This is a genomic window from Bacteroides sp. PHL 2737 (assembly GCF_004115325.2).
In the GTDB taxonomy this organism is placed as follows: Bacteria; Bacteroidota; Bacteroidia; order Bacteroidales; family Bacteroidaceae; genus Bacteroides; species Bacteroides hominis.
The window spans coordinates 780,867-797,761 of sequence record NZ_CP040630.1 but is presented as its reverse complement, the minus strand read 5'-3'; the positions used below and the strand labels follow the sequence as shown (position 1 = coordinate 797,761).

The window sequence follows — 16,895 nt, the reverse complement described above, 5'->3', positions numbered from 1 at the left end:
TAAAACATATATTATGAGAAGAGTAGAGATTATTATGTCGTTATTCCTGATGATGGGATTGTTGGGATGCGTGGAAAAAGAGGAAAAGACAAATGTAATCACAGTGGATGTTACTACAACTTATCCTAAGAAAGAATTGGTTCTTCAAGATCTTATGGATGTAGAATATATCCCGTTGGAAACGAACGATGAATTTATAACTCAGGGTAGTGTGATGGCTATAGGTGAAAAATATATATTAGTAAAAAACTGGAGCCATGATGGTAATATTTTTGTTTTTGACAGAAAAACCGGTAAAGGGATAAGAAAAATAAACCGGAAAGGACAGGGGGATGGAGAATATAGTTTTATCAACGGAATTATTTTAGATGAAGATAACAACGAAATGTTTGTCAACTGTGCTTCGACAAAGAAAATATATGTATATGATTTATCGGGAAACTTTAAACGGGACTTTAAGCATGTAGAAGGTGGTGAATATTTAGAAGTATTTAATTACGATAAGAACAATCTGATTTGTTATGATATGTCTTTGTATTATAAGGAGGGACAACCGAGAGAAGAAAACAGATCCTATCACCTGATAATATCGAAGCAAGACGGAAGTGTCACCCAAAAAATTTATATACCTTTTGATGTCATTAAAACTCCGGTTGTACAGAAGGGTGGGGCGGTTGCAATGACTTCTATACGTTCTATAATTCCATATCGGAAAGAATGGTTACTTGTTGAAACTTCCTCCGATACGGTATATAACTATGTACCGGAAAAGAATCAATTAAATCCTTTTCTTATAAAATCTCCTACCAGGGATCTGGAGATACTTCTCACAATGGGAGTTGTTACAGACCGCTATTGTTTTATGCATACTGTAAAGAAGGATTTTGATTTTACTACCGGAAGAGGATTTCTTATTACCGATTTAATGTACGACAAGCAGGAGAATGCAGTTTTTGAAGCGAATGTGCTCAATGGTGATTTTGTAGAAAAACAAAACGTAGATATGCTTTCAGATCCTATGAATGGCGATGAAATAGTAGCCATCCAACCATTGGCAGCCAACAAAATTGTTGATGCGTATAAAAATGACGGATTGAAAGGAAAGTTGAAAGAAATAGCTGCCGGACTGGATGAAGAGTCAAATCCGGTGATTATGCTGGTGAAGAATAGAGAATAATATTTAAGGTTTCCGGTGAGAATTTCGCAGGGGGATTTTTAATATTTATACCTAAATACCAGGTTTATAAGAATTAATCGGTTACCGTTTTATTTGCAATAAAACATAAATTCGAAATATATGAAGCAGCTAATTTTTTCGTGTATACTTGTCTTGGGATTTTTCTTTCTTCCGATTTTTGTGAGTGGTACGGATGCCCAAGAAAGTCATCAGTTTAGCATTTCCGGTGAGATAGACGGATTAATGCCCAATGATACTCTTTCCTTCCGGAAAACCACTCTTCCTTATAAAGGAGAGGAGGGGGAAGTCGCTTTTAACGTAATTGTAAGTGATCCCAATAAATTCTTTTACTCAGGTGAACAGCCACATACTCAATATTATAGTATGATATATAAACCCGTTTCAGGTGGATATCAAGCGAGTTCACGACAAGCCCTGATGATTATTGTGGAAGAAGGGGACTATCACCTAAAGGGAGAAACTGATTTTATATACTATAGTACCATTAGCGGTGGACTGTATAACGATCCTTCGTTGAAAGAAATAGTACACCTGGAAGACTCTTTGGAAATCATACGAGCAAAATATGGAAAGATTATCGATGAGGCAAGAAAGAAAGGTGATATGGAGAAGGCTAAGGAATACGTTGATAAGTTCAATCGTTTTCGTAGCAATCATCAAGAATCTTACACTCTCTTACGGCAAAAGATAAAAGAATTGATAGCAAACAATCCATCATCTACTTGGGTGACAGTGGAATATCTTCAAAAGGTTTCGTATGCTGCCCCGGAGGAAATGAAATCTGTGCTGTCGAACATGAACCAAGAGGCTCTGAATAGTTATTATGGGCAGATATTTAGACGGGAGGTGGAGGCAATAGAAAGACTTGCTCCCGGTAATGAGGCTCCTTTATTCTCTGTCACTACTACTGACGGGAAAAGGATCACTTCTGACGATGCCAGAGGTAAATATCTTCTTCTTTATCATTGGGGGCTGTGTCCCGGTTCTATTTCCGTCGATAAGCGGGTCACTGCCTTCTATGAAAAATATAAGGATCATCTTTCCGTTATTGGAATAACGGATGATATGGAAACTATTTGTGAACTGAATAAAAATGTGGGAGAAGATGACGAGGTATTGGGAATGAAACTGAAACCTGTTCTCGAAAATATGGTGGCACATCCATGGCCTGAAGTAGAAAGTAAGGGAGATAATCATAAGATTATAGAAGATTTTGCTTTTGCAGGTCTACCTTATTTTGTTTTTATTTCACCGGATGGGAAAATTATCTCTCGTGACTTTCATAAGGCTTTTGACAAAGCACAGGAGGTGATGAAATCGGAGTTTGGTGATTGAATTTATATTTTGAACTGATAATATATGGAATGAGTTTTATTTGGCGATGCGACTGGTGTCATTTTTACCGGAAGGACAACTTAAAACCGCATTGCAACAAATGACTCCTGAGGATAATCCCATTATTATCCGTTATAGTATTAATTTCCCTGAAACATGAGTGAGTCCGGTTCGGAGATCTTCTTGCTTTGTATCTTTTAGGTAAGATTTGTTTGTCGGTTGTTTCTAAAACGATATATTTGTGAATGAATAATCGTATAATATACAATCTATGATTACAACCCAGTTACTTCATCCCCAAAGCATTGTTGTGGTAGGGGCGTCGAACAATACACATAAGCCGGGCGGTGCTATCTTGAAGAATCTGATAAACGGTGGTTATCAGGGAGAGCTCCGGGCTGTCAACCCCAAAGAAACAGAAGTGCAGGGAGTGCCTTCTTTTGCCGATGCAAAGGAGTTACCCGATACAGATCTCGCTATTCTTGCTATTCCTGCGGCTCTTTGTCCGGAGGTGGTGGAAACACTGGCCGGAGAGAAGCAGACGCGGGCTTTCATAATTCTTTCGGCCGGATTTGGAGAAGAAACGCGGGAAGGCGCTTTATTGGAAGAGCGCATTCTTGAGACTGTTAATAAATACGGTGCTTCACTGATTGGTCCGAATTGTATCGGATTGCTCAATACGTGGCATCACAGTGTGTTTACTCAGCCCATTCCGAACCTGAACCCCCAAGGAGCAGACCTGATCTCCAGTTCCGGGGCTACCGCTGTTTTTATTTTGGAGTCCGCAGTAGCCAAAGGGCTTCAGTTCAATTCTGTTTGGTCAGTAGGAAACGCCAAACAAATTGGAGTAGAGGATGTCCTGCAATACATGGATGAAACTTTCGATCCACAAAAAGACTCAAAAATTAAACTTATCTATATTGAAAGCATTAAGAATCCCGACCGACTGTTGTTCCATGCTTCTTCGTTAATTCGGAAAGGATGTAAAATTGCAGCTATTAAAGCAGGCAGTTCGGAAAGCGGTAGTCGTGCGGCATCTTCACATACCGGAGCTATTGCCAGTTCCGATTCGGCAGTTGAGGCTTTATTTCGTAAAGCCGGCATTGTGCGATGTTATTCACGCGGAGAGTTGACAACGGTTGGTTGTATTTTTACCTTGCCTGAATTGAAGGGACGGAATTTTGCTATTGTTACTCATGCCGGGGGCCCCGGTGTGATGTTGACTGATGCTTTGTCGAAAGGAGGTCTGAACGTTCCGAAATTGGAGGGTCCCCTTGCCGATGAGTTGAAGAGTAAGCTGTTTCCCGGTGCTTCAGTAGGCAATCCAATTGATATTTTGGCAACGGGAACTCCTGAACATTTGGGGATCGCCATTGATTATTGTGAGGAAAAGTTTGAGAATATAGATGCAATTCTTGCTATATTCGGTACGCCGGGACTGGTGACAATGTTTGAGACCTATGAGGTGCTGCACCAGAAAATGCTGACTTGTAAGAAACCTCTTTTTCCGGTTCTTCCTTCAGTACGAACTGCCGGTGAGGAAGTAGCCTTTTTTTTGGAGAAAGGACATGTTAACTTTGCCGATGAGGTGATGTTGGGCACGGCTTTGTCGCGTATCATCAATGCTCCTAAACCGGCTGTGCCGGAGATTGAATTGTTTGGAGTAGATGTACCTCGCATTCGCCGGATTATTGATTCTATTCCGCAGAACGGTTATATTGAACCTCATTATGTTCAGGCCTTGCTTCATTCTGCCGGTATTCCGGTAGTTGAGGAGTTTGTGTCCGGCAATAAAGATGAAGTTCTTGCTTTTGCCCGACGTTGTGGCTTTCCGGTGGTAGCTAAGGTTGTGGGACCTGTACACAAGTCGGATGTAGGAGGGGTGGTACTTAATATAAAAAGTGAGCAACATTTGGCACTTGAGTTCGACCGTATGATGCAGATATCTGAGGCGCGGGCCATCATGGTGCAACCTATGCTGAAAGGGACTGAGTTGTTTATCGGAGCTAAATACGAGGAGAAGTTCGGGCATGTAGTGCTTTGCGGTTTGGGTGGTATCTTTGTGGAAGTCTTGAAAGATGTCTCTTCCGGCTTGGCACCTTTGTCTTATGAGGAGGCCTATTCGATGATTCATTCGCTTCGGGCTTATAAGATTATCCAGGGAACTCGCGGACAGAAAGGGGTGAACGAAGATAAATTCGCGGAAATTATTGTACGTCTGTCCACGTTACTTCGCTTTGCTACAGAAATAAAAGAAATGGATATGAACCCTCTGCTGGCCACTGATAAGGAGGTTATTGCCGTAGATGCCCGTATCCGGATAGAAAAATAAATGCTGTTTTCAGAATAAAAAAGAAGGAAAGCAGATGCAGTATTACACTTATTCCTGCGTTTACTAAAAAGAGATGGACTTAAACGCGAATTCTATATATGAAAAAGAAAAACGAACAATGGCTGCGATATAGTAATCGGGCACTTTCTGGACTACTTGTGTTGCTTGGATTTATGTCTTGTGACAATGGAGGGGGCGATACGCCCCTCGAATATGGTATGCCTTCTGCCAAATATCGGGTGAAAGGTAAAGTTATCGACGCTGATACACAGGAACCTGTTCCGGGTATTGAAGTTGTTTCCGGAGCCGTACATGAAGGTGACGGCAGAGAATGGCTGAGTTATCCGGATACGTTGATCACTGATAAGGATGGGGCTTTTGCCACTGAAAGGGTAGAGTTTCCGTCTAAGAAATATCGTTTTATCGTCTGTGATGTGGATGGTGATTCCAATGGCAGTTACTCTAAAGATAGCGTAGATGTAGACGCTGGTGGGTTTACAGGTGGAAGCCATTGGTATCGGGGAGAAACAGTTATAGAGAAAACAATTCAAATCAAGAAGGAAACGGCAAAAGACGATGAAAAATAATCCGGGACGATTGTCACTTCGCAAACGCCTGGGATTGGAGATAGCCCTTAAAATGAGAAACAATCTCCGGGAATTGCATCCGTTGCGTCAACTTTTCTGGGAATGTACATTACGGTGTAACTTGGCATGTAAACATTGTGGAAGTGATTGCCGGAAAATGTCGGAACAGAAGGATATGCCTGCAGAGGATTTTCTTCGGGTTATAGATTCGATTACACCGCACGTCAATCCTAATGAGGTTAACATTATTATAACCGGAGGTGAACCGTTGATGCGGAATGACCTTGAGAAAGTGGGGTTAGCTCTTTATCGTAGGGGATATCCATGGGGAATTGTATCCAATGGGCTATATTTAACCCGTGAACGGCTCGATAGTCTGATGGCTGCCGGCTTGCATGCTGTTACAATTAGTCTGGATGGCTTTGCAGAGGAACATAACTGGTTGCGTGGTAATCCGGATAGTTATGAAAAGGCGTTGGAGGCCATTAAGATGTTGGTGCACGAACCCGAACTGACTTGGGATGTTGTTACCTGTGTCAATCGGAAGAATTACTCTCATTTGGGAGAGTTAAAGAGCTATTTGTATACTATAGGAGTGCGTAACTGGCGTATTTTTACTATTTTTCCGGTGGGGCGTGCGGCCAGTCATCCGGAATTTCAGTTGACAAATGAAGAATTTACCGGAGTCCTGGAATTTATCAAGCAGGTACGGAAGGAAGGGCGTGTCCATCTGAGCTATGGTTGTGAGGGCTTTCTTGGTAATTATGAGAGTGAAGTACGTGATCATTTCTATTCGTGTAATGCGGGTATCAGTGTGGCTTCTGTCTTAGCCGACGGCTCTATTTCAGCCTGTCCCAGCATACGCAGTAATTTTCATCAAGGCAATATTTATAAAGATAACTTTATGGAAGTATGGGAGAAGCGCTTTCAGATGTTCCGTGATCGTGAGTGGGCACGTAAGGGTGAATGTGCGGATTGTAGCTTCTTCCGTTATTGTGAAGGTAACGGTATGCATTTGCACAATGACGAAGGGGAGCTCCTCTTTTGTCATCAGAAGAGGATTGTAAAACTTTAGGAGATTATTTGGAGCTATTTTTATAGATTGGGATAATTAGGGACTGATTCATGCTTTATTTAGAGGCTATTATAGTATTTTGATCATATACATGAAGGACTTACCTTTGCAGATACCAAAATCAGACAATGATGAGTGAACACACAAAAAATATTCTATTACTATTATTCACTATGATACTTATAGGATGTGAAAAGCAACACCCATCATTGCCTTTATTACTTAATGCCGAAAGGTTAATCGAAACTTACCCTGACAGTGCCAATATAATTTTAGCTGGAATACCTTCTCCTGACGCTCTAAGTATAGCCGAATTCTCTTTGTGGTGTATGCTGAAAGGAAAAGTTGCTGATAAACTGAACAATAACAATCTGCCTTCTCCCTGTGATCTGGATCGTGCACTGGCATGGTACATGAAACATGGAAGCACCGAAGATCAAGCGAAGATGCAGCTTTATTTGGGACGTTCTTATTATGCCGACGGTGAATATGATAAGGCTATGAGTAACTATGTGGAAGCCTTGCATTCTGCCAAAAATAATGGGTTGTTTAATACTTCAGGCTATATCTGTACGTATATAGCTGATTTATATAACTTGAACGATATGCCACAAATGGCAATGAATCAATATGAAGACTCTAAGGTATTGTTTGAGAAAGCGGGAAATAGAAAAAGCCACATCTATGCAATAAGGAATATTGCCCGACAATGGTGTGCTTTGGACTCTTTTGATCGAGCATTGTGTTGTATAAAAGAAGCTGATTCTCTTGCACAAGGTTTAAGTGATAAAAGGATTCAATCAATTATAGAAAATGCTTTTGGGAATATATATCGTGATTTGAAACGGTACGAAGAAGCAGAAGACTATTATATAAAATCGGTTTCCTACGATTCTATTAATACAACTTACAGCTATTTGGGGCTAATCAATCTATATTTAGAAACGGGATTCCCCCAAAAAGCACGAATGGCATTGAACAAGGTTTCTTCGAAATTCCCTCCGGGAGAATTTTCAATTAGAAAGGCTTACTATAGGATTAATAAAGCAGAGGGTAATTACCAGTCTGCATTAGAGAATCTGGAAGAGTATCAATGCGCTGTTGATTCTATTACTATGGCTCAACATGCATCAAGAGTGTTGGAAATAGAGAAAAAGTATAGTAACTTTAAATTAAGAGAAAAAGTTAATGAGCTGACAATCCAGCAACAACGTTACATCATAATCCTCTGTATGTGCGTCTTCTTTCTGAGTGTTATAATTTTCATGTACTTTCTTTATAAACAAAAGATAAAAAACAAACTGGACAAACAAACGATAGAATTAGCTGCAAAGAAAATCGAATTATTGAATTCAACTATTGAATTGGAAGAAAAGAGGCAGCAGCTGTCCCAGTTAGTTGACCTGAAAGATAAAAATGAAGGTGCAATTAATGAATTGCAAGAAGAAATTGACAATTTAACACAAAAATATCATCAGTTGCAAAGAGTGAAAATTAATAGTTCCCCCATTTATAAAAAACTGTTGGAATTAACCAATCATAAAGCTCCCCGGGAAGAGGGTTTATTGACAGAAAAGCTATGGAACTCCATAGTGGAAGAGAGTACGGATACATTCCCAAATCTCAAATCTCATGTATATAGCCTGTGTCTGGAACTTACGGAACAGGAGTGGAAGTACTGTTGTCTGGTTATGTTTAATTTCGATTCTAATATTGAAGCTGACTTGTTGGGTATTTCTCCAAACTCTGTCTCTAAAAAAAGAGTAAGATTACGCCAGCGTCTTGGATTAAACTCTTTACCTAAAACAACTCTTTACGAGCATTTACTTACTAATCTATAACTTAGGTACAGCATAAAATCGGTGTCGGATTTTACTTTTTTTCAATATACTTCCAATTATTCGGTATAAATACAATATTTGCTTGAGAAACAGATAGGCATTATTCCCTTTGTCCATCAAAAATCATATAAATTACTGATATTCAATATGTGATTGTCCATGCCTAATTGCAGCAAAATGGATGTATTTATTAAATTTGCTATTAATTTTGCTGTGTCTAATCAAAAAAAACAGCAAGTTATGAAAAAAGTAAAATTACTATTTATTCTATCGTTATTATTTTGTTTGGTTCCAAGAGCCATAACAAAAAATACATCTTTGAACGCAGTGCAGGAGCGGAACATAAGTCTTTCAGAAAGCTGGGAAGTTGTAAGAGGCTTACCGTCTGTTGAAGCATCGATAAATTATGAAGAGGAGTTATTGTATGTAAAATTTAATACAACTTTTGATAATGTAAATATTGAGATTAAGGATGCACATAACACTGTCCTTGTCCATGATCTCGTCCATCCAATCGAGAATATGACTTATACTATCTCGATGAAAGGTTTGCCGCTAAATAAAGGATATAAGTTACATATACATAATCAATACGGAGAAGCAACCGGACTATTTTTCTTATAATTAAGCATATAGAGAGATAATGTATTTATAAAAGGTCCTGCAAATCCAACTGTTTTATTTGTTATTTCGGGTTGTTGGGGCATAGCAGGGGTGATTGATAGATTATTACGTACATTTGGTAAATACAGTCTCGGGAAGAAACAGATTCTATATAGCGGGAATTTATTATAAGATTTTAGAAAATTATTCGCAATGGCTTGACAATAAGGGAGGTGCCGAAGGTTAATTCACCGGGGCACTTCCCTTAAGTTATCAATGGCTACTATTTACAATCACTCTTTTACTTTCTCAATTTGGCGAATAATACGATATTATTGTCGTTTTCATTGAGAGACTTAATTAAGTCTTGTACCTTTTTCTTTCTGTCAGCTGCCAGTCCTTTCTTATTGACTTCTTTCTCAAGTATTTCTTTCAATGCCAGTGGTTCCATATTAGTGACATAATACCCATTACTGAATGAAGGGTAGATTGTCGAACTGGGAGTAGTAAGGAAGTCGTTGTAAAGACGGACATAATTGCCGTGCAAAGTTTTCTTGTTAACTATGTAATAAGCCGGTTTAGAACTGGAGAATGTGTTCTCGTCTACTTGTACTGGGAAAGATACATCGCCTATGAAATGATTGGGTATCTCATAATAACCGTGCCAAGGCAGATTATCGTTTGATGGATATTTTACAGTAAAACGCCCTTCCAGTTTGTTTTTTGCGGCATTATAGTGGTATAGAGTATCTATACTTGGTTTGGGTATAATTTTGAGTAGCATGACATCATAAGCAGAGGTATTATTTCCCATCAATACTTCGTTGCTGAAATCCTGTGGCATAGAAAGACTGCCCGGTGCTACAAAGTTTTTACGCTTACCCTTTAAATCTTGAGTCCATACTACTGCAGGCCAGTTGGGGAATGGCAAAACGGTGACTGTGACTTCTGATTTAGCAGTATTTACCCGGAATTTTCCTTTGGGAACTCGCAAACATAGGGGAATAGGGTCTAATGCATTGCCTTTTAAGTCAAATACCAATATCTTGTTGCTTTGCCAGGGTAAAATGTAGATGCGGTTATTTGCTTCGTCCAGTTGTTCGGCATATGTATTAAGGTATTCGTTTGGTCCCTGTCCATACGATCCGATAGTGGCAATAAACTTACCCGAACGATCGAATAGTTTGTAAGGGGTCTGTTTGTTATTGCTTACTAAAATATATTTCTCTCCGATGGTCGTTCGTACCCAGTCACCAATAAGCGCTTCATCCCGATTGTCGAGTTTTACAATTTGTAATTCTTCTGTCAACTGGCTCAATGGGAAATTTACGGTATCTTTCAGTGCTTTTAAGTCGCAACTGATCAACGGGCCATTGGGAGTATTCGTAAGTTTGGCAACTGTGGGTGATTTTGCGAGTGGATCGTTGTCCCCCGTTGTAAAAGCAAAAGTTGGCAATAAACAGCAGATTGCCAAACTGTGATAAATCATTCTGGTTTTCATAAGCATAAATAATTAGATGAATAATCAAACGCGTTTTGTAATAGCAAAATTAGCTATTAGTGGGAGGGAGGACAAAAAAACAGGCGGACAAAAATAGACGCTTGACTGTTGCTTAGTTTGTTGCTGCTCAGTGTATTAGTTGTGGACTTTCCTTTTCGTCTGGCGGACAACTATTATCAGAAGCTTTGGAGAATGGCGTCTAAACTGAGAGTTTCATCAGAAATATGCATCTTTTCTGTTTTAATTCGGTACTTGCGTTTAGTGATGGCTGCTTTACTGACACAATAGATATCCGATAGGTCTTGTATGTTCACATTGATCTTTACCAGACAGCAAAAACAAATATCTTTCTCACTGAGTTGTGGATAATTTTCTTGCAGCCGGTCAACGAAATTATTAAATGCATCATTTACCGCTTGTTTTACTTCGCTCCATTCTGCATCATTTACAGTGATTTTCCGGCTGTTTGGACTATCTTCCGGAGAGTTTTCTGTATGGAGGGAAGGAAGCTTCTGGAAGAAAGAGATGTGACGGAATAGGGCTTCACGCATTTCACTTTCTTTATTACGCATGAAAATCTCTTTTTCGCGTAGCGCACTTAGTTCAGCTTCTTTATGCAATAATTCATTCTCGTGTTGCAATCGGCGAGCCTCTTCTTCTGCCTGTTCTGCTTGCAGTTTTCGCTCCGATAGCAATCTTTTCTTCTTTTCCTGATGATAGAAAAATGATATCAGTAGGGCTATGAATAATAGAATAACTGTGATTCCCATCATCCATAATTCTTTCTCTTGCTGAGTGAGACGCAGTTGATACAGCTCATTCTGAAGCTTGGCTTCGTTGTATTTTCTGGTAGTCTCTTCTGTCTTAACGTTTAATGTAAGATTGCCATACAGTATATCTTCATTTTTTGCCAGATAATATGCCTGCTCAGGATATTGTGTCGCATTTATTAACCGGAACAGGCGGGAGGTTGCTTCTGCCGCGATATATGGTGAGGTTGAGATAGCTGCTTGTTTATAATAGTATTGGGCCGAATCCAGTTGGTGCAAGGATTGGAATATTTGTCCGCGGATCAATTGATAGTAGGGTACGTCATAACGATTACGGCGATACGAGCGGAGCTCCAGCATGGATTCCAGTGCTTTGTTGAAATCTTGCTGCTGTAGATGATAATTCACAATATCTTCGGCTATGGAATAGTTTAGATAACGGTATTCTTTTGAGGGGGCAAGCCATTCAAGCATCTTATAATATCCTTCTATTGCTTCGTCTGTCTTTCCCATTTTTTTTAATATTTCCAATCGGCTCCGATGGTCGTAAAATAAAGATAGAGTATCATTAGATGGATTATTCAGTGTCAGTACGCTATTTGCCAGATCAAGGGCTTGCGAATATTTTTTTAGATTAAAGTAGGCAAATTTTTGCATGTTGTAATAATACCTCTGTTGGCTATATGTCATATACTTTTTCTTGTTTTGAAGGGATGAAGCGACATGTAAAACAGAATCCGGCTGGTGCTTGTAAAAGTAACTGTTAGCTTGTTCCAGTTGGGCCTGTAACCATTGGGCTGTATCTCCATATTGTAAAAAAAGTGGGATGCATACTTTAAGTAGAGAATCTTTGGGCTTTTGAGTTTTCCACAATGTGGCTTTGTACAATTGGAAGCAGTATTCAGCCCGCTGTTTATTGGTTAGATGGTTTGGTTCTTGTATTTGTTGAAGATAAAACAGCATACTGTCTGTAGAGATTTTTTCCATTTCTACAGACTTACTAAGCAAAGTTCGTGTAGAGTCTTTGCATCCGGTCATTCCATATGATAACAAGATAAGACAGAGTGTGATAAGGAGGTTTTCTTTCATTATAACTTTGCTCTTCATAACATTATCCAGCCCAATTCTCTCGATCTAAGTTCCGGTAGCTGATGGCTTCTGCCAAATGCTCTGGTTTTATTTGTCCGCTTCCTTCCAGATCGGCTATCGTACGAGATACTTTCAAGATACGATCATAAGCGCGGGCTGAAAGATTGAGGCGTTCCATGGCACTTTTCAACAGTGACAAACCTTTTGTTTCAGGCTGTGCAAAAGCCGATAGTTGCTTGCTTGTCATTTGAGCATTGCAATAAGTTCCCGGATAACAAGCAAATCTTTCTTCCTGTATCTGTCGGGCCTTAATCACTCTTTGCCTGATGGCTGCACTGGATTCTCCTTGTCGTTGTTCTGAGATCTTTTCAAATGGTACAGGAACTATTTCAATTTGAATATCAATCCGGTCCAGCAGAGGACCGGATATCTTATTCAGGTATTTTTGTACTTGTCCCGGATTACAGACACATGGTTTGGTCGGATGGTTGTAATAGCCACACGGACACGGGTTCATAGACGCTACCAGCATGAAACTGGCAGGATAGTCGATCGTGCTTTTTACGCGTGAAATGGTGATACGACGGTCTTCAAGAGGCTGACGCAATACTTCGAGCACACTGCGGTTAAACTCCGGTAGCTCGTCCAGAAAGAGGACTCCATTATGTGCCAGGCTGATTTCTCCCGGTTGCGGAAAACTGCCTCCGCCTACCATAGCTACTTGTGAGATGGTGTGGTGTGGATCCCGAAAGGGACGTTGGGATATCAGAGAAGAGTTGCGCCCTAACTTGCCGGCTACTGAATGTATTTTGGTTGTTTCAAGGCTTTCACCTAAGGATAGAGGGGGCAAAATGGAAGGCAGCCTTTTTGCCATCATCGATTTACCGCTGCCCGGCGCTCCTACCATAATGAGGTTGTGGCCTCCTGCAGCCGCCACCTCAAGTGCACGTTTCACATTTTCTTGTCCTTTCACATCTGCAAAATCGTATTCAAAGTCACTTTGGCAGGCATAAAATTCTTCACGGGTCTGGACTGTAGTCGGTGTCAGTTCGTGTTTATCATTGATGAATTCAATAACTTCCTGTATATTACTCACTCCGTATACCGACAAGTGATTGACTACTGCCGCTTCCCGTGCGTTTTGCAAAGGAACGATTAACCCGGTAAATCCTTCTTCCCGTGCTTTGATAGCTATGGGCAAAGCTCCTTTGATGGGTTGGATTGTTCCATCGAGGCTGAGTTCTCCCATTATCATATAGCGAGATAGTTTCTGGGATGAAATAGTCTCGCTGGCAGCCAACATTCCGATAGCCAATGGCAGATCGTAAGATGAGCCCTCCTTGCGGATATCTGCCGGGGCCATGTTGATAACAATATTGCTGGTAGGCATCTTGTACCCGGTTACTTGCAGGGCAGACAGAATACGCTGGTGGCTTTCTTTGACTGCTGAGTCGGGAAGGCCTACCATGTAGAACATGCATCCTCGTGAACTGTTGACTTCTATAGTGATGAGGGTTGCTTCAATGCCTTGTACAGCCGCTCCGAATACTTTTATAAGCACGTGTTTCTAATGATTTTGAGGTTAGTGACTCGATTTTAGCGTTTAGTTCTTCCGGATTTCTTTTCTTCGGTTTTCAGTAATTCTTTTAGTTTATTGGTAAGTGCTTCTCCTTTGATGTCTCTTGCCAGAATTCTGCCGGTTGGCGAGATCAGGATATTGGTTGGTAGCGTCAGTATTGCATACTGCTTGGCTGTTTCTGAGCTTAAACCGGTAAAATCGCATACTTGCTCCCAATTCAGGCTATCTTTACTGATGGCTGTTTCCCATGCTTTCTTATCTATATCAAGCGATATGCCTAATATGGCAAAGTTCTTGTTTCTCTTATATTCCTTATTTAGTCTTTTCAGCTCTGTATTGGTTTCGGATCGTTGGTCACACCACGAAGCCCAGAAATTAAGTAGAAGATATTTGTCTCTGAACTTTTCAGCTGAACGTGATAACTTCTCACCTTTTTTATTGGGTAAACTAAAATAAGGAGCAGATTTACCAACAGTCACTTTTTCCAGTTGATCAATATAGTCGCTGATATTTTCAATATAAGGACGATCAAGGAGTGCTCCCGTCATGCTTTCGGTTATTTCTTTTATTTTGGTATAATCCGGCTGTGGCGTCTGCACAAAATATTTGTCGAGGAGATAAATGCTGGCCAGTGAGGAGTTGTGTTGGCGGATAAATGTTTCGGCTTTTTCCTGCATCATTTTATTGGATGCCTGACCCAAACTTTTCTGTTCTTTCATAAAAAGACTCAAGCTTGTGTTCGGTTCATTGCCATCTATGTCCAAATGGCTGAGATCATTGGCATTTCCCTTTATCTTAATTTGGTTTCCTTTGTCCAGGAAGAGCGGATACTCTACATTCCCGTTTATCAGGAGTACAGTTGCTGTGAGCGTATCGATTACTGTCGAATCTACGTTGAGATTGTAGCTAAACTTACCTTCTTGTGCATAAATAGTATCTATGCGATCATATAGAGCGTCTGTTCCATATAAGTAGAGTGTGTCGTTAGTCAGTCCCTTAAGTTCACCTTCCAGACTGATTTGGGTGCTGTTGCTTTTACAGGCAAACAGGCAAAACACGGTAATAAATAGAATCCCTATCTTTCTCATTCTTATTTCTTTTCTGCGAAAGTAAGGGTTTTGTAGATAAAAAAAAAGAATTGCCCGCCATTTATGTGGCGGACAACTCCTTTTTTATATTTTTCTCAATTAAGTCTCGCTTATTTTACGATGTTCATGAAATCAGAATTCGTATAATATTTAGCGAACTCAAGGTCTGTAGCAGCTTTCTTAGCCAAAGCCGGGTTCTTAGCTACAGCGCTCTTCAAGCTGCTTGTCAGCATAGAAGTGTTGTTAGTTCTTGCACCCAGAACAGCCATCAGATAGTCTGTGTAAGCATCCGGAGTTGAGATACCAGCCAAAGTGTTTTTAGCTTTGTTGTAGTCCTTAGCCAGGATCTGTGCCAAAGCAGCACTGTTTGTTTTAGTGTCTCCAAATGCGTTTACTGCTCTTTCGTATTGTCCCTGAGCTACGTACAGGTTACCCAATGTTTCGTTCAGTTCTTTAGCACCGGCAGCTTTACCTAAGTATGACTCAGCAGCAGCTTTGTCACCCTTAGCCAGAGCGATCAAACCTAAGTTCATGTTTACTTCAGGAGCAGCTTTAATGCTTTCTGCCTTTTTCACGTATGATTGAGCCTTGTCCAAATCACCTGCTTGATAAGCCAGTTTACCCAAGTTGTTGAATGCACGGTAGTCATTCGGGAACTGCTGAGAAGCTTTTGTATAGATGTCAGCCTTCTTTGCTGGGTCGTTAGTCAGTGTAGCAGCATACAGGATTTCTTCCAGATTCAACTGTTTCGGATCTGTTGCAGCCAGATTAGCGATTTCTTCATCAGACTTACCGATGATTTCATAGTTCAAAGTCAAACGAGAACGACGCAACTGCGGCAGGATTTCGTCAGCCAAAGTTTTGTATACAGAAGAGATGTTTTTGATTTCTGTCTCTCTTTGTTCCGGATCCTGATACATAGACAGAACACGAAGAATCAGTTCTTTATCCTGAATGTTTGATTTAGAAACCAGTTCCTGGAAACCTTCCCAGTCCTGAGCAGTATATTTAGCATCAACCGGAACTTCGATTTTAGCTTTCTTCAGGTCTTTATTGATCAGTTTAGTTGTGTTACCTTCACGATTCTCAGCCAAACCTGTGTTCAGTTTTACACCACCATCAGGAGAAGCATAAGCCGAAATTTCGATATTGCTGATCTTTTTGTTTTCTGCATCGTTTACGTTAGCAACTTCCTTGTTGAATTCCTTAGCGGTTTTCAATTCGCTTGAACGGATGTTAGCCTGTTGGATAAGGAACATGATGTTAGCGTTGTGTGCTTCTTTGATGATACGTTGGAAAGCGTCGTCACCCAAAGCCGGATTAGCGCTGCTCAAAGTATTGTTAATCAATTCAGAAGTAGAGATCACACCGTCTGCGATCTTCACTGCAGGGATAGCGATTGTTTTTTTTCCAACTTTTGCGTTGAATTCAAGGTACAGTTCAGACTTAGCCATTTCAGGAACATAGTCGAATGTAGTTTTCATCGTGTAATTACCACCCATCTTGTAAGAGATAGTCTGGTCGTTACCTTCTACCTTTTCACCCTGGAATACAGCAGGCTGTCCTTTCACTTGTCCACCTTCCCATTTCAGGACCGGAGTTACTTCAACAACTGCGTTCTTTTTGAAATACTTTTCAGGGAACTTTCCGTTGATAGTCACAGGAACTTTACCACCTACAGCTTCCAGTACCTGAGGAGTCGTAGTGAAGTAATCAGATGACAGTGCACCCATTTTGTTGCTACATGATGACAATGCAACAACCAATGCCATAAGTAAAGGCAAATACAACTTCTTGATCATTTTAGGTATAAATTAAATGTTTGTAATTGAAATTTTGTCTATTCAATACGCATCTGTGGATTGCCCATAAATGCCACGCAAAGATATTAATTCTT

The 16,895-nt window shown here is 40.3% G+C and carries 12 protein-coding genes; 7 read left to right on the top strand and 5 right to left on the bottom strand.

What is annotated here, in order from left to right; all coding sequences use genetic code 11:
- Positions 1-13 precede the first annotated feature (13 nt).
- From DBK98_RS03310 to DBK98_RS03280, 7 genes are all read left to right on the top strand, one after another.
- A complete protein-coding gene (locus tag DBK98_RS03310) occupies positions 14-1,177 on the top strand; it encodes a 6-bladed beta-propeller (protein ID WP_005811797.1) in 1,164 nt (387 codons plus the stop codon).
- Between the two features lie 120 nt (positions 1,178-1,297).
- The gene (locus DBK98_RS03305; RefSeq protein WP_032536902.1) at positions 1,298-2,533 is read left to right on the top strand and encodes a redoxin domain-containing protein; all 1,236 of its coding nucleotides are present in this window, start codon (positions 1,298-1,300) and stop codon (positions 2,531-2,533) included.
- 271 nt (positions 2,534-2,804) lie between these two features.
- Entirely contained in the window at positions 2,805-4,865 is a 2,061-nt protein-coding gene (locus tag DBK98_RS03300) for an acetate--CoA ligase family protein (protein WP_005811793.1), read from the top strand.
- A 98-nt stretch (positions 4,866-4,963) separates the two neighbouring features.
- Positions 4,964-5,452: a radical SAM-associated putative lipoprotein gene (locus tag DBK98_RS03295; RefSeq protein ID WP_032536903.1), complete on the top strand. Its 489-nt coding sequence runs from the start codon at positions 4,964-4,966 to the stop codon at positions 5,450-5,452.
- The gene (locus DBK98_RS03290) at positions 5,442-6,527 is read left to right on the top strand and encodes a TIGR04133 family radical SAM/SPASM protein (protein ID WP_005822416.1); all 1,086 of its coding nucleotides are present in this window, start codon (positions 5,442-5,444) and stop codon (positions 6,525-6,527) included. The genes DBK98_RS03295 and DBK98_RS03290 overlap by 11 nt, the downstream gene beginning before the upstream one ends.
- A 173-nt stretch (positions 6,528-6,700) precedes the next feature.
- Positions 6,701-8,368 carry a tetratricopeptide repeat protein gene (locus DBK98_RS03285; protein ID WP_227560152.1) on the top strand — a complete coding sequence of 556 codons (1,668 nt, stop codon included), beginning with the start codon at positions 6,701-6,703 and terminating at the stop codon, positions 8,366-8,368.
- Positions 8,369-8,608: 240 nt separating this feature from the next.
- Positions 8,609-8,992 carry a DUF3244 domain-containing protein gene (locus tag DBK98_RS03280; protein ID WP_234164947.1) on the top strand — a complete coding sequence of 128 codons (384 nt, stop codon included), beginning with the start codon at positions 8,609-8,611 and terminating at the stop codon, positions 8,990-8,992.
- Between the two features lie 280 nt (positions 8,993-9,272).
- Here the strand turns inward: DBK98_RS03280 and DBK98_RS03275 are convergent, their stop codons facing one another.
- From DBK98_RS03275 to DBK98_RS03255, 5 genes are all read right to left on the bottom strand, one after another.
- Positions 9,273-10,472, bottom strand: a complete 1,200-nt coding sequence (locus DBK98_RS03275; protein ID WP_005811787.1) for a 6-bladed beta-propeller — start codon at positions 10,470-10,472, stop codon at positions 9,273-9,275.
- A gap of 176 nt (positions 10,473-10,648) precedes the next feature.
- Positions 10,649-12,331, bottom strand: a complete 1,683-nt coding sequence (locus DBK98_RS03270) for a hypothetical protein (RefSeq protein WP_032536905.1) — start codon at positions 12,329-12,331, stop codon at positions 10,649-10,651.
- A 22-nt stretch (positions 12,332-12,353) separates the two neighbouring features.
- On the bottom strand, positions 12,354-13,892 hold the full coding sequence (locus DBK98_RS03265; protein WP_005811785.1) for a YifB family Mg chelatase-like AAA ATPase: 1,539 nt from the start codon (positions 13,890-13,892) through the stop codon (positions 12,354-12,356).
- 35 nt (positions 13,893-13,927) lie between these two features.
- Positions 13,928-14,998 (bottom strand): TlpA disulfide reductase family protein, encoded by a 1,071-nt coding sequence (locus DBK98_RS03260; protein WP_032536906.1) that lies wholly within the window; start codon positions 14,996-14,998, stop codon positions 13,928-13,930.
- A gap of 110 nt (positions 14,999-15,108) precedes the next feature.
- Entirely contained in the window at positions 15,109-16,800 is a 1,692-nt protein-coding gene (locus DBK98_RS03255) for a tetratricopeptide repeat protein (protein ID WP_005811783.1), read from the bottom strand.
- Positions 16,801-16,895 lie beyond the last annotated feature (95 nt).

What these genes read in the sequence shown, in the direction of transcription:
- DBK98_RS03295 (WP_032536903.1), top strand. Translation starts at nt 4,964, where the DNA reads ATGAAAAAGAAAAACGAACAATGGCTGCGATATAGTAATCGGGCACTT.
- DBK98_RS03280 (WP_234164947.1), top strand. Translation starts at nt 8,609, where the DNA reads ATGAAAAAAGTAAAATTACTATTTATTCTATCGTTATTATTTTGTTTG.
- DBK98_RS03275 (WP_005811787.1), bottom strand. Translation starts at nt 10,472, where the DNA reads ATGAAAACCAGAATGATTTATCACAGTTTGGCAATCTGCTGTTTATTG.
- DBK98_RS03270 (WP_032536905.1), bottom strand. Translation starts at nt 12,331, where the DNA reads ATGAAAGAAAACCTCCTTATCACACTCTGTCTTATCTTGTTATCATAT.
- DBK98_RS03255 (WP_005811783.1), bottom strand. Translation starts at nt 16,800, where the DNA reads ATGATCAAGAAGTTGTATTTGCCTTTACTTATGGCATTGGTTGTTGCA.
- DBK98_RS03300 (WP_005811793.1), top strand. Translation starts at nt 2,805, where the DNA reads ATGATTACAACCCAGTTACTTCATCCCCAAAGCATTGTTGTGGTAGGG.
- DBK98_RS03310 (WP_005811797.1), top strand. Translation starts at nt 14, where the DNA reads ATGAGAAGAGTAGAGATTATTATGTCGTTATTCCTGATGATGGGATTG.
- DBK98_RS03305 (WP_032536902.1), top strand. Translation starts at nt 1,298, where the DNA reads ATGAAGCAGCTAATTTTTTCGTGTATACTTGTCTTGGGATTTTTCTTT.
- DBK98_RS03290 (WP_005822416.1), top strand. Translation starts at nt 5,442, where the DNA reads ATGAAAAATAATCCGGGACGATTGTCACTTCGCAAACGCCTGGGATTG.
- DBK98_RS03260 (WP_032536906.1), bottom strand. Translation starts at nt 14,998, where the DNA reads ATGAGAAAGATAGGGATTCTATTTATTACCGTGTTTTGCCTGTTTGCC.
- DBK98_RS03285 (WP_227560152.1), top strand. Translation starts at nt 6,701, where the DNA reads ATGATACTTATAGGATGTGAAAAGCAACACCCATCATTGCCTTTATTA.